This window comes from Thermodesulfobacteriota bacterium, from assembly GCA_039028315.1.
Classification (GTDB): Bacteria; Desulfobacterota_D; UBA1144; order Nemesobacterales; family UBA2774; genus CR02bin9.
The window spans coordinates 1-13127 of sequence record JBCCIH010000039.1 but is presented as its reverse complement, the minus strand read 5'-3'; the positions used below and the strand labels follow the sequence as shown (position 1 = coordinate 13127).

The following is a 13127-nucleotide window of genomic DNA, read 5'->3' as shown; positions in this document are numbered from 1 at the left end:
CAGCCCTCTGGAGCAGTTCTTCAAACTTTTATTCTCGAAATTGCAATAACTCTATTTTTAATGTTCGTGATACTAAGCGTATCCACAGGAAGCATGGAAAAAGGTATTATGGCGGGAAGCGCAATAGGCGGAGTAGTTGGGCTTAATGTGCTGTGGGCTGGCCCAATTTCAGGCGCCTCTATGAACCCGGCAAGGTCAATAGCTCCTGCTATTGTCACTATGGACTTATCAAACTTATGGATCTACATAGCAGGCCCAATAATCGGGGCCGCGATCTCTGTAATAGCATTTCGAGTCATTCATAAGCCACTCACAACAGGTAAGGAAGGTAAGGACTTTTAAGCGGCGTTTATGTATCAATCATCAAGTTTTTTTCTGATGACATTCATGTTTTGATCGAGATATATCTCATATTCCTTGCCGTCATTACAGATTACATCATCAGCTTCGAAATAATTACCTTTAACCTCTACCTCACCTACGTTTGGACATCCTATAGCACTAAGAGCTTCTATTACTCTTGCGGTATCCTCAGGGCTTGCGTCTCTGTCAGCTAAAGCGTTTTGTGTGTAAAAAGCGCCGCCTGCAATAATAATTGCTATCAATATAGATTTCATTGTATTCCCTCCTACAAGAATATTATCCTTTTAAAAAGAACTTGATATTGTCGTCTAAAAACTCATCAAATGTATGTGGCTGGCGGTCTGTGATTTTATAGATATCATCGGTAACCTGATTACAGATTCCATCTCTAACAAGTTTGTAGAGTTCGGAATAAGCTTCCGCTATCGGCTCTTTCACCCCAGCGTCAATCATATCTTTCTTAAATTCTTTGGGCTTAGTTTCGACATATTTAATTTTTTTGCCGACTGCCTCTGAGATTTGTTCTGTTACCTCAAAACAGCTTAGCGATTCCGGGCCAGTAACTTCATACGTCCTATTCTTACTTCCATTTGTAGTTAGAACCTTGGTTATTACTCTGACTGTGTCCCTAAGGTCTACGTATCCGCACTTTGCATTTTTAAGAGGAAGTTTTAACTGCTTTTTCTTTTTTATCTCATGACCGTAGAAATCTACGAAATTCTGCATAAATAGATTTGGCCTGACTATCGTATACCTCAGGCCTGATTTCTTAAGATGCTTCTCGCTTAGCCCGTGATTTCTGAGGATCATTGACTCTGAGTCCGGGTCAGCTCCGATTGCCGAGAATTTTACAAGGTGCTTTACGCCTGATTTTTTTGCTGCATCTATGAATTTTTTCTCTATCTTAAATTGGTTCTCAGAAACGGGTGATATCAAAAGTGCATTCTCAATGCCGTCCATAGCCTTCTCAAGGCTTTCGGTGTTATCAAGGGAACCTTTTACAAGGTTTACTCTCTTTGATTTTAAATCTGAATCTTTAGCCGCGTCTTTTAATAAAGCATTAAAACCGTGCCCTGACTTAAGTAGCTTTTTCGCCACTCTAAGTCCGGTAGTGCTGCTTAACCCGGTAAGTAATATCATCTATCTTTCACCCTACAATCTCTTTATCGACCCGTAGTCAGGAAGGTAAAACTACTCTTATTGTAGCAGAATTTAGTTTTTTGGAAAGGGTCTATTTTTAATCAAAATTAGGGTTCAAAGAGTTAGTTTGTTATGCAAGCTTGAATTCTCACTATTAGGCTATTAAAATAAATCCTAATCTTTCAGAGGAGGATGAAAAAAATGTATAAGCGTAGTGCTTTATCCATTCTATTTATATTTCTTTTTCTATTATCTTTTAACTCGAATTCCCAAGCACAAATATTTGAAAACGGCGATTTTGAAACCGGGGATCTGACAGGCTGGACTGTGGCAACCACCCCGTTTGGAATTTTTGATGTTTATAGTGGCAGCACAATAGATCTATTCCCAATAATGCCTCCGCCACAGGGTATATATGCAGCAGGAGCTACTCAGGAAGACAGTGATGGAGGATCAGTATTATATCAAGATATTAATGTCCCAAGCTCTGGAGCGAAATGTACAGCAATAATCTATTATGAAAGCCTAGGTGATTGGGTAGTCGGTTCAGCATTAGATGATTTTAGTGTCGAAAACGTGCAAGCAAGAATAGATATCATGGATCCTAACGCTCCCGTGTATAGCATAGGAGTGGGTGTGTTACAAAATATCTTTTTAACTCAGCCCGGCGACCCTCAGGAACTTGGCTATACAACTATTGGTTTTAATCTAGGAGCTTTTGCAGGCAGCACTGTGAGATTTAGAGTAGGTGTTGTCAATAATCTTTCATTCACCACAATGGGCATAGATGATATCAGGTGTACAACTGCCATTCCAACGCTCTCTGAGTGGAGCTTAATTGCTCTAGCTGCAGTGCTTGGAGTGATTGGATTTATAGTTATTAGAAGACGGGCCATTACAGCATAGAATCCAAAGAAAAAATTTATAATAAAACTTAAGGGAGTCAGGCTCTAAAAACGTCGGCTCCCTTTTTTTATCTGAATTTGTATTTTTATTTACACATTTCTACATTTCTACTATTGTTTAGTTATAGTTGTATATAAATCTCTGAGGGGGGACACAGTGAAATTTCAAAAACTAAATACCATACTTTTATTATCCTCGGTGCTAGTTGTATGCGCGTTTTTATTTAGTGCTGCAAACGCCGCAGCACAGAGTGTTGCACCAGAAACAAGATGCTATAACAAAAAGTTAAAGGCTTCGGGGGCGTATGTAAACTGTCTTCTTAGAGCTGAGAGAAATGCTAACCGTAATATGGAAGAGGTTTCAGATCAGGATGTTGCACATTGTCACGAGCTCTTTGAAGATCGCTATAGCAGAGCGGAGGCTCAAGCCCAGAGACAAGGCGCAGAGTGCCCATCGCATGGAGGCCTTGTTCCTTACCAGGATACTGTTGTAGGGGCAGCTGCTGAGATTAATTCTAACAATGATGTTAAAACCTTAAATATCGAGATAGAGCCTGGGGACTTTCAATTTCTACAGGACCGAAGCTTTAATCTCAATATAGCAGTTTTGGTCAACGATCAATACAACGTAATTTGGCGATCTACATCAGAGTATACTGAAATAAATCAATACCAATGGTCCCCTGTCTTCCAAGTGTTTGGAGCAAGCAATTTTGAGCAAGGTCTTGTAACAAGTGGTATAACAAATGTGGTTAAGATTTTAACTGGTCAAGATGCTGTTCTGGGTATAGATAATTTAATAAACACACCAGTTCCAGGTAATAATGCAAATGGCATTAAATTTATGAACAACTCTAGTGATCCCGTATTTCCGGCTTTGTCCCAACTGATAACATTTCTTGGATCAACAAAAGCGATCACTTCGATCTTTGTGTCTGAAGATCCAATACCTGGTGGAGAAGAGCTTGTTATGACACCTACACAAAAAGTAAGAGTTTGGTTTTCTCAAGAAACTCAGACTGGCGAACAATTTATTGATCAGCCGATCACATTTGTTGATATTGATTTTACCAACACTGACACAGCGACTCGCAGGTACTCAAATGGTGTCTGGGAAATAGAATAATCCATAACTTTAGTAGATTAAAAATCTGGGGGGGATAGTATGAAAACTAAAACATTATTAATTTTAGTATTGCTATTTTTTGCAGCAGGATCTCTTATAAGCTGTGATAATGACGCGACAGGTCAGGACCAATCAGAAGACGTGGATTTCATTCAGAACATTGTTTCTGGATCCGTGATTGCCTCTACGCAAGAGGGGCAGTTTATCATTCAGTTAGAGCTATCCCCTGTAACCACATTCTTTGCAGAAAATCCCGGATTTGAAGCCGGTGTAGTTAATACGACTAATTTCTTTGTTTTTTATGATGAAATTTTTACAAACTTTAATCCTAATTCAGTTCTAGCGCTAAGAGAAAACGGCACCGCTATTACAGTTCCTGTGTCACTTAGCAACCCCGAGTATGACCCGCAGACCGGCGTTGTTGAGTATACAGCGACTTCGCTTGACTTCACGCCCGTTACAACCTTCAGCGGCGACTCCATTGTATCAAGGTCAATAGCTGATCTTGATTCGCCATTCGGGCCTGCTTTTTTGTTTATTGATTCAGGCTCTCTACCTCCATTCATGTTCAATCCTATGGGCGGTACATGTGGTGACGGAGCTAATGTAGTCTGCCCGCTTTTAGGTCCGGACTCCGATCCGTGTATAAATACTAATCCTACCCCACAGTGCTGCAACCTTGGCCCGGGTCTTACCTGTGCAAATTGCGGCTGCTAATAGTCTATACTTCACAACCTATTGAAATTAAATAAAAGGGAGATCTTATAAAAACAGACTCCCTTTTCAATTTTACACCAATAAAAATTCTTAATGAATACTTAAATGTCGTGTGCTAAGGTATTACCAAAATACCTTAAAGGAGGCGGTTTATGAGAGCTTTAATTCTATCAATGGTTTTAGTTCTGTCAGTAGTTTTTATAAATGATTCATTTGCCGAAGTAGATAAAGATGCAGTGAGCTTTATGTTTGTTCAAAGCGCCCAGGGAGTGAGTTTTGATAAAGAAAACGGCACTATGACAATGAAAGGGGTAGCCCCGTCCATGACATTTTTTGCAGACCGTCCACAGAGGGCGGCAGGTCACGTTCCAACTTCCCATTTTCTAAAAATTTGGGATGAGGGTAAAGACAGTTTCGCTGCTGATCCGCCAAATGCTAACCTTTCTATATTAGGTGATAAAGAGGGCGCAACTAATATCGTAGTTGAGCTTATGGACCCTGAGTTTGCAGACGGAAATATTACATACAAAGTAAAAGTACTAGATGGCGATCCACCGGCAGAAGGCGGGCTCGCGGCGCTATTTATCGATTGGTGGGTAGGTCCGCGTGGGGCTGTTTGCCGAAGAAACTGGTACACCGGCGGCACTTGGTGCCACTTCCCAGGTCCTTACTACAGACCATGGGGTCCTCCTTATTAAAAGCTAATTTGTAATACCCTTTTATAAAAAGTAAAACCGCCCTTGTTTAGTAATTTTAGACCTGGGCGGTTTTTTTGTGTTCTGTTGTGATTATGGTTAATTGATAATTATAATAAAGTATTATAACATTAGTTTATCAGTAGATAAGAGGGGGCTTATATGAAAAATTATACACTTTATAGTCTTGTGAGTTTATCTTTTGTTATTTTGATTTCATTTTTTGATGCTCATGCTCGTGTCAATTTCACAAATGACCAGGCGGCTTTTAACGTAAACAATCCTAATCTTCTAAAACAGAACTTCCAAGCATCAAATCAACCGCAATTTGGCGGTTCTCCCTGCCAACCCCCTATCAACCAATTCAGTGATGATGCCTGCTTCATGCCCGGAGATATTTTGCCAGATATAGAATTTATTGACGTGCCGGGTCCTACTATTAACGGTATGTTTGTTGCAGGAGCAGATTTTGCAATGCTAAATAACAATCCTCCTAACGTTCTTGGTCACAACACAATTGTAGAAGCCTTGGACGTAGTATTTTCAAACAGTCCAACAGCTGTCAGCTTTATCTTGGGATGCTTAACTAATAATGCTCCCATACCTGATTGTAGTGAGAGCATTTTGATTCAAGTTTTTGATGAGCTTATGTTGATTGGCGAGACAGTAGTGGAAGGTGATGATTTTGTGGATACATTTTTAGGTATTGAATCATCAAGACCTATCACACGAATAAATTTTCAATTTGTAAATCCGGTAGTTATCAAAGCCGTTGTTTTATCTGAGGTCAATTTTGGCCAGGGAAGGGGAGTTGTGATTCCGACTCTTTCTGAGTGGGGTCTTATTGCAACTGCTAGCGTTATGGGTGTAATTGGGATTCTGGCTGTCAGAAGAAAAAAAACCATTTCATAATAATCTGAATCTATATTTATTCGAATATCCCTGATTTTGAAGCGGTTATAATATTCTTATATATGAATAAGGAGGGGGATATATGAAAATTAGTTATAACCTTATTTTTGCTATAGTTCTTGTACTAGTCTTATCTGTTTCTTGTGACGAAAACAACAATATGATGAGTGATCCTGGGAGCAGTACGCCAAAACTAGAGTGTGAGGCGCTGGCTCTGAACATTAATTTTAATATCGGCCCGGATGTGTTTGCCGTATATGAGAACAGCTCAAGCAAAAATATTATTCACGTCTACTCAAATGGTGCAAAGGTATTTATTATCCTCTCAAATGATGACTTTGCCTTTGGATTTTCTGGGGACGCGAGTATGGACGGGCTTACATGCAGCCTTGATGTGGCATTGGCAGATTTCGATAAAGACGGAATGTTCGATGAGACCGCCACAACTTTTAACAGCTCATGCGCAGTTGAGGCAAATGGTTTTGTCTTTACGCTTTTTCCAAACGAAGCAGAAATAAATGCTTCAACTCAAATGGAAAATGCGTTTCAGAGTTTTGAAAGCACCGAAATGGATATACCTTGTGAGGAGTTTCAAGTAATTGAAAATCAAACTTTCTTTGAAGGTTTAATTAAAGAGCTCGGCTATGTACCGACAAACTAAAAGGGGGTTAGTAATGAACAATTTTAAGACTCTTATTTTGCCGCTTCTATTAGTTCTTTTGTTAGTTGCTGCTTGCGATAGTGATAGCGGCACTTCTAATGCACAGGAGCCAACTACAACAAGTTGCCCATGCTTTGATAAAGATAAACTGTTAGATGCCGTGAAGAATTCCGGCCCAGGCATTACCTGCACGATTGAAGGGATTGGAATGGTGCTCGACGCCGGGGGCCCATTGGGCGGGCTTGCCGAGGTATTCTGCATGCCTAATTCCAACCAGTGTGAGTGCAGGTTTGAAACCGATATTCAAGATAATTTAAATTTTATCGAAGTAGAACAGTGTTTAAATATCATGTTTGATGTTTTAGTGGACTCAGAGAAAGAGGGGCTTAGTTTTGACGGCTGCACCTTAAATACTATTCTTCCTAGTTGTAACTAACCAATCTATATAAAAAAACAGGGACAATCTTTTGATTGTCCCTGTTTCACCGCCATCTTGATTCCAAAACTTACTATATGCCTACTCGTGGAGGAGTGGAATAATTTTCAATGATACTTTTTACTTGCTACTTCGCTTGCTTGCTACTCTATCTTGCTTTTTGTTTCTCTACAGTAATATATAGGCAACTTGCGTGCCAATTAGCTAAAACGAGACTGAAAATCTCATAAGATATTGTTATTATTGTAATATTTACATAAAGACCCAATATATATACTTGACCGAACAGTATAGATATGTCCGATATTTAGTGGCATGTACGATATATCGTAGTTTAGTGGCTTCGTTTGATTCCGAGTCTTTTGATCCTAGACTCTAGAGTGGTGGGCTTTAGACCCAAAATTTCAGCTGCTCCGGCTTTGCCTCTGATTCGCCAGTTGGTCATGTTTAGTATATAGGAAATATGGTCACGCTCGACATCTTCTATTGGCTTGATCTCACTTGGGGTTTGGCTCTTTATTCCCGGAAGGTCAATAACTAAATCGGGCCCGGTAGATAGAATCATAGCGCGTTCTATAACATTTCTTAGTTGCCGAACATTTCCCGGCCACGGATAGTTGATAAGGTTCTCCATATCTTTTCTGGATATGTTCTTAATGCTCTTATCCATTTTCTCTTCAAATTCGGAAATGAAAAACCAAAGCAGATCCGGTATGTCCTCTTTTCTTTCTCTGAGAGGAGGTATATGAATTGGGAAAACATTTAATCTATAAAATAGATCCTCTCTAAAGTTCCCGGAGTTAACCGCTTCGATAAGCTCTATGTTAGAGGCAGTAATTACTCTGACGTTTACATTAACTGTTTTTGAGCTTCCAACGCGCTGAAACTCTCCTTCTTGAAGCACTCTAAGCAGTTTAGACTGAAGCTCCAGCGGCAGCTCGCCGACTTCGTCTAAAAATATTGTAGAGCCGTCAGCTACCTCAAAACGGCCGATGCTTTTTGCAACTGCTCCAGTAAAAGCTCCTTTTTCATGACCAAAGAGCTCGCTTTCAATTAAGTGCGGCGGAAGCGCGGCACAGTTCACTTTTACCATTGCGCGATCCTTACGCTCGCTTAATGAATGTATTCTGTTTGCAAATAGCTCTTTACCAGTCCCAGTCTCCCCGGTTAACATCACCGTGGCATCAGTAGCAGCAACCTGCTCAATTTTACTAAGAGCAGATCTAATGGCTTTACTCTGGCCCAGAATGTCCCCGTGGCTAAATGTTAACTCAAGCTCTTTTTGAAGATAAATATTTTCTTTCTCAAGTTTGTTTTTGAGTTCTTCAATTTCTTCAAATGCGCTCTGGAGTTTTTTCTCAGACTCCATACGCTCTGTAATGTCACGGCTCGAGATAACAGTTCTAATCTCACCGCTTGCAGTGCGGAACGGGCTTCCCACGCTCTCAAGCCAGCGCCATCCGCCGGACTTGTGCTTAAATCTATAAGTTGCCGATCCCTTCTCAAATTTATTTATGGCAAATGAGAATTGACGTATTGTCTCCGGTGCATCATCTTCATGTATGTGCTCAAATACACTTCTTCCCAAAAGCTCTTGCTGGTCATATCCTAGCACATCACAGAAAGTTGGGTTTATATATAGAAAAGTGCCGTTTACATTTGTCTCAATTATAATATCGTAGGAGTGCTCAATAATAGTTTTATATCTTTCCTCAACTTCTCTTTTTGCAAACTCAGCTTTTTTCTTTTCTGTTATGTCTATAATGAAACCTCTTAAAGTCTCAGGCTTTTGTTCTTCTTCAATAACGCTTGCCATTTCATAGAGCCAAACGGTCTCGCCTGATTTTGTGATCATTCTATATTCGAGTTCATGATCTTTGCTCCCCTGTGTAAGAGCGCTGCACGCTTCTTTTGCATAAATGCGGTCATCTTCGTGCATATGAGTGAGCCAGAAGTTTTCTGTAAGCCACTCTTGTATTGTATATCCAAGCAGCTGCTGTGCCTGCGGGCCAATATAAGTGAATCTATTATCAACGAGATTATATTCCCATGGAATAACGTTGGTGGTTTCTACAAGTAGTCTATAATGCTCTCTACTCTCACTGAGCTCTTCCCTTGAACGTTTAAGCGCCTCTGCCTGATTGGCATTGTTAACAGCTGTTTCAATCTGCGTTGCAACAATTTCTAATAGCTTGACCTCATCTTTATCAAATGCGTTTGTAGTCTGTGCGCTGATGTTAATGCAGCCTATGGTTTTACCTTCATGTTTGATCGGCATAGAAGCATAGCTTTTTGTGCCCACTTTTCTTCCCGCAGGTCCTATTGCTTTATCTTTCTCTACATCAGCTACAAAATGAGGCTCCCCTTCTAAAAGGGTTTTCCAAGTAAAGCCTTTAGGCTTAGGTATGCTACTAACTATATCTATGAACCACTCTGGGTAGCCCGTATAACTCTTTAGGACTGCTTTGTCACCTTCAATTAAATATATTGCGACATGATCAGCATGATTAACATTTTTACTGAGCGTATCGGCAGCATTTTTCATAACCTCGTTTAGATCAATCGATCTATGCACACTGCTTGCGACAGCGCTCGTAATCTCTTCATATCTGATCTTTTTGGATAGCTGTTCAAAATTTTCTTTAAGATTCTCTTCAGATTTCCTAAGCGCATCGGCTTTGCTGGCATTATTTATCGCAGTCTCAAGCTGTGCTGTAACAATCTCAAGTAGCTTAATTTCATCCTGGCTGAATTCATTTTTATTTGTAGAATGAATGTGTATACAGCCTACGGTCTTCTCATTAAAAGTAAGCGGCATAGATAAATAGCTCTTTGTTCCAAATTCTTTCCCTGCTGGACCAATGCTTTCGTCTTTATCCGTGTCAGGCACATAGCGGGTCTTTCCATCTATGATCGTTCTCCAAGTAGCGCCTTTTGGGTAGTTTATGCTCCTTACTTTATTCAAATAATTCTTAGTATGTCCACGGCTTGCTTTAAGCTCTGCAGTAGGCGGGTTGTCCTGATCTTCCATATCCCCTTGGACCATATAAATAGAGACATTTTTAGCCTCAGTGATTTCATTGCTTATGGCTTCTACCGCGTTATCAAATACTTCGTTTAGCTCAAGTGATCTATGAACGCTTCTTGCCACGGCGTTTATTACTTCTTCATATCTAGTTTTCCTTGAAAGTGAATCTAAGTTGATTTTAAGATCCTCTTCTGATCTTTTTAAGGTCTCTGCCTGCTGGGCGTTTCTTATAGCGATAGCAATCTGCTTGGATACTGTCTCAAGAAGTACTCTTTCCTCTTGTTCAAATGCATTTGTTTCTCTAGATACAATTGTAATAGTACCGATAACATTATCGTCCATGAAAAGAGGCACGACCAGATAGCACTTAATTCCCATATCAATCCCAGCTTGCCCAATCGCATTGTCCTGCTCTGTGTCAGCGCAGTATCTAGGCGCAGCATCCATGATTGTTCTCCAAATACCGCCTTTGGGTTTTTGGATTTTTGATGCTCTCTTTAAATAATCCTTGGTAAAACCATGATGCGCCTTGAGTACAGCGTAATCACCTTCAACTAAGTAGATTGAGATATTATCCATTTTATCGATGTTTTTAACCATCGCCTCAATTGAGTTATTAATAACTTTTTGAATGTCGATTGATTGATGGACGCTTCGTGTAACTGTGCTTACAATTTCCTCATATCTGCTTTTTTTAGAGATACTCTGTAGATTTTCTTCTTTAGTTTCTTGATATTTTTTTCGTTCTATTGCAATTCTGGCCAGATGAGTGGCCCTATCTATTATTTCTAACTCATTTTCATTAGGGCTCTTAGGATAGGGGTAGTATGTTGCAAATGTTCCGAGTAACTCTCCATTTTTAGAAACTATTGGGGTAGACCAGCATGAGCCTAAATTATTTCTAAGAGCAAGGTCACAAAAATCAGTCCATAGCTCGTCATTCTCTATGTCAGATACTATGATCTGCTCTTTTCTGTATGATGCAGTGCCGCACGAACCAATACCTTCTCCAATTGGTACCAATTTCGTCTCGTTTAAATAGTCCTCGGGCAAGTTTGGCGCAGCCCCTGGAATAAGATATTTTTCTGCGTTGTCAGACAGTAAAATGGAGCAAAGCATTCTATCCGCCTGCTCTTCAACAGCAAGACAGATCTGCTCTAAAATTGAAGAGAGCTCTTTGTCTTGGGAAATTGCTTCCATTATTTCTTTTTCGGCTATAAGTAGAGATTTAGCTTTTTCGCTTTCCGTGGTGTCTTCACATGCAATAATTGCTACTTTATTTCCCTCTGCATCTATAACACTTCGGGCAAGCTCGCTAACAGAAATTAATGTGCCGTCCTTACTGATTTTTCTGCTGTCCCACTTGAAAATTTGCTCAGGGTTTTTAAAGCAGTTTTTGAGCTGGGCCTTTATTATCGGTCTTTGATCTTTAGGGAATACGCTGAAAACGGAATTGCCGACTAGCTCATCCTCACAGTATCCAAGTTTTTCTATTGCATTTCGGTTCACAGAAAGCACAGATCCTTTTTCATTCACAGTGAAATACATAGCGGGGCCTTCTTGATAAAGTGTGCGGTAGCGCTCTTCGCTGTTACTAAGAGCCTGGGCCTGTTTTGCATTTCTGATGGCAATGCTTATCTGTTTGGAAATTATCTCTAAAAGCTTTAGCTCTTCTTGATCAAAAACATCCTTTTCCTCTCTTGATACTATAATTATAGTGCCTACAACCTTTTCTTCATCAAAGAGCGGCACGATTAAATAACACTTAATACCCATATCGCGTCCGGCCTGGCCCAAAACTTTATCCTTATCAGCGTCAGGTATGTATAGCGATTTTGCTTCTGTTATAGCTTTCCAAGTAGAGCCCTTGGGGTAGGGGATGCGTCCAGCTCTATTAAGGTAGTCCTTAGTATATCCATGGTGTGACTTAATTACCGCGTGATTATCTTCTACAAGATATATAGAGACATTGTCCATATGATCAATGTTGTTGACCATGGCCTCAATTGAGTTGTCCAGAACGGACTGAAGATCAATTGATTGATGCACTATTTGCGTCACTTCGCTAATAATGTCTTGATAGCGGTCTTTTCTGGCCAGAACGTCAAGTTCTTTGGTTTTCCCGTTTTTGATATGAGCTTCCATCCTGTGATCCCATAGAGATAAAATCTGTATTAATAAAAACCTTTTACACCATCATATACAGATTATAGAACTAATTACACAATTTGTAAATCGTTCGATCAACAAAACAATCTATCTCTACTAGTTTTATAGAGTTGATTGCTATTTAAAGTATATTCTAGGGTCAATTCACAAATATGAAATATCTATATTAACTTAGCTATATTTAGTCTTAGCTTATATAAAGCACCTATGAGGTATATATGCTAACTGCCTGAATTGACTCACTTATATACTGAAAGTAGAAACTTAGATAAAGTGCATTAATAATATCTGTTTTACTTTAACTCTAGTTGCGTGATAGCTAGAATTGGCTTTAGGTTAGTTAAAGCAATAAATCTTAGGGCTTAACGTATCAAAATGCTCTATCCTTTTAAATTTAAGCGTATAGAAAAACACCTTGGGTTGTGATATAAAAAATGGGTATAGTTTTAAATAGCGGTAGAAAAAACATCGGAGGATTTTACAATGAGAAAAACATCATTATTAGCATTACTTATTTTAGTAATAGTGTCCTTTGGTATAGCTGGCGGATGCAGCGACAGTGATGGTGACAACAATGGAGGCGGTAACCCGCAGCCAACCCCTGCGCCTACTCCTTCACCAACACTAGTGCCTCCAACTCCAGCTCCAACTCCGGCTCCAACATTTGTACCACCAACACCCGCGCCTAGTCCTGCTCCAACTCCATCACCTGGTGGAAGTATTCTTCAGCCCGGAGGGACATTATCAGCTGTAGCACAGAGCTTTGATTATGTAGGCGATGGAAACGCAAGGCAGTTTTTGGATTATTACCCCATTACGAACCTGCCTGTTCCGGCATCAGCTGAGTCAAGAGGGGCAAATCCAGTGAGGCCCGCAATTGTATTCATACACGGCGGCGCTTGGTTAGCAGGAGATAAAGAGGATGTGCTCGATGAGCCCGTTATCCTTGATGCAGCAGAGCAGGCTGGATTTCAT

General features: G+C 40.0%; 12 protein-coding genes. 9 read left to right on the top strand and 3 right to left on the bottom strand.

The genetic code is table 11. The features are described from left to right. A partial coding sequence (locus AAF462_03980) for an aquaporin (protein MEM7008272.1) occupies positions 1-342 on the top strand: 342 nt, incomplete at its 5' end. 14 nt (positions 343-356) lie between these two features. Here AAF462_03980 and AAF462_03975 read toward each other — a convergent pair. Beyond that, a complete protein-coding gene (locus AAF462_03975) occupies positions 357-617 on the bottom strand; it encodes a PepSY domain-containing protein (protein MEM7008271.1) in 261 nt (86 codons plus the stop codon). Between the two features lie 22 nt (positions 618-639). Continuing rightward, positions 640-1503: an SDR family oxidoreductase gene (locus AAF462_03970; GenBank protein ID MEM7008270.1), complete on the bottom strand. Its 864-nt coding sequence runs from the start codon at positions 1501-1503 to the stop codon at positions 640-642. A gap of 201 nt (positions 1504-1704) precedes the next feature. On the opposite strand from AAF462_03970, the gene AAF462_03965 reads away from it, so the two are divergent. The 7 genes from AAF462_03965 (at position 1705) to AAF462_03935 (ending at position 6955) form a co-directional block, all read left to right on the top strand. Then, on the top strand, positions 1705-2409 hold the full coding sequence (locus tag AAF462_03965) for an IPTL-CTERM sorting domain-containing protein (GenBank protein ID MEM7008269.1): 705 nt from the start codon (positions 1705-1707) through the stop codon (positions 2407-2409). A gap of 156 nt (positions 2410-2565) precedes the next feature. Further along, positions 2566-3534 carry a hypothetical protein gene (locus AAF462_03960; GenBank protein ID MEM7008268.1) on the top strand — a complete coding sequence of 323 codons (969 nt, stop codon included), beginning with the start codon at positions 2566-2568 and terminating at the stop codon, positions 3532-3534. A gap of 39 nt (positions 3535-3573) precedes the next feature. Further along, positions 3574-4251 (top strand): hypothetical protein, encoded by a 678-nt coding sequence (locus AAF462_03955; protein MEM7008267.1) that lies wholly within the window; start codon positions 3574-3576, stop codon positions 4249-4251. A 152-nt stretch (positions 4252-4403) separates the two neighbouring features. Then, positions 4404-4949 (top strand): hypothetical protein, encoded by a 546-nt coding sequence (locus tag AAF462_03950; GenBank protein ID MEM7008266.1) that lies wholly within the window; start codon positions 4404-4406, stop codon positions 4947-4949. A 159-nt stretch (positions 4950-5108) separates the two neighbouring features. After that, positions 5109-5858 (top strand): IPTL-CTERM sorting domain-containing protein, encoded by a 750-nt coding sequence (locus AAF462_03945; protein ID MEM7008265.1) that lies wholly within the window; start codon positions 5109-5111, stop codon positions 5856-5858. A gap of 82 nt (positions 5859-5940) precedes the next feature. Then, positions 5941-6519, top strand: a complete 579-nt coding sequence (locus tag AAF462_03940; GenBank protein ID MEM7008264.1) for a hypothetical protein — start codon at positions 5941-5943, stop codon at positions 6517-6519. A gap of 13 nt (positions 6520-6532) precedes the next feature. Continuing rightward, positions 6533-6955, top strand: coding sequence for a hypothetical protein (locus tag AAF462_03935; GenBank protein MEM7008263.1), 423 nt, complete (start codon positions 6533-6535; stop codon positions 6953-6955). 334 nt (positions 6956-7289) lie between these two features. Here AAF462_03935 and AAF462_03930 read toward each other — a convergent pair whose 3' ends face one another. Then, entirely contained in the window at positions 7290-12128 is a 4839-nt protein-coding gene (locus tag AAF462_03930; protein MEM7008262.1) for a GAF domain-containing protein, read from the bottom strand. 507 nt (positions 12129-12635) lie between these two features. On the opposite strand from AAF462_03930, the gene AAF462_03925 reads away from it, so the two are divergent. Beyond that, positions 12636-13127 (top strand): hypothetical protein (locus AAF462_03925; protein ID MEM7008261.1); only part of this gene is annotated, 492 nt, incomplete at its 3' end.

Excerpts from the sequence above, each read along its gene's own strand:
- AAF462_03930 (MEM7008262.1), bottom strand. The coding sequence starts at position 12,128 with ATGGAAGCTCATATCAAAAACGGGAAAACCAAAGAACTTGACGTTCTG.
- AAF462_03940 (MEM7008264.1), top strand. The coding sequence starts at position 5,941 with ATGAAAATTAGTTATAACCTTATTTTTGCTATAGTTCTTGTACTAGTC.
- AAF462_03970 (MEM7008270.1), bottom strand. The coding sequence starts at position 1,503 with ATGATATTACTTACCGGGTTAAGCAGCACTACCGGACTTAGAGTGGCG.
- AAF462_03975 (MEM7008271.1), bottom strand. The coding sequence starts at position 617 with ATGAAATCTATATTGATAGCAATTATTATTGCAGGCGGCGCTTTTTAC.
- AAF462_03955 (MEM7008267.1), top strand. The coding sequence starts at position 3,574 with ATGAAAACTAAAACATTATTAATTTTAGTATTGCTATTTTTTGCAGCA.
- AAF462_03965 (MEM7008269.1), top strand. The coding sequence starts at position 1,705 with ATGTATAAGCGTAGTGCTTTATCCATTCTATTTATATTTCTTTTTCTA.
- AAF462_03950 (MEM7008266.1), top strand. The coding sequence starts at position 4,404 with ATGAGAGCTTTAATTCTATCAATGGTTTTAGTTCTGTCAGTAGTTTTT.
- AAF462_03945 (MEM7008265.1), top strand. The coding sequence starts at position 5,109 with ATGAAAAATTATACACTTTATAGTCTTGTGAGTTTATCTTTTGTTATT.
- AAF462_03935 (MEM7008263.1), top strand. The coding sequence starts at position 6,533 with ATGAACAATTTTAAGACTCTTATTTTGCCGCTTCTATTAGTTCTTTTG.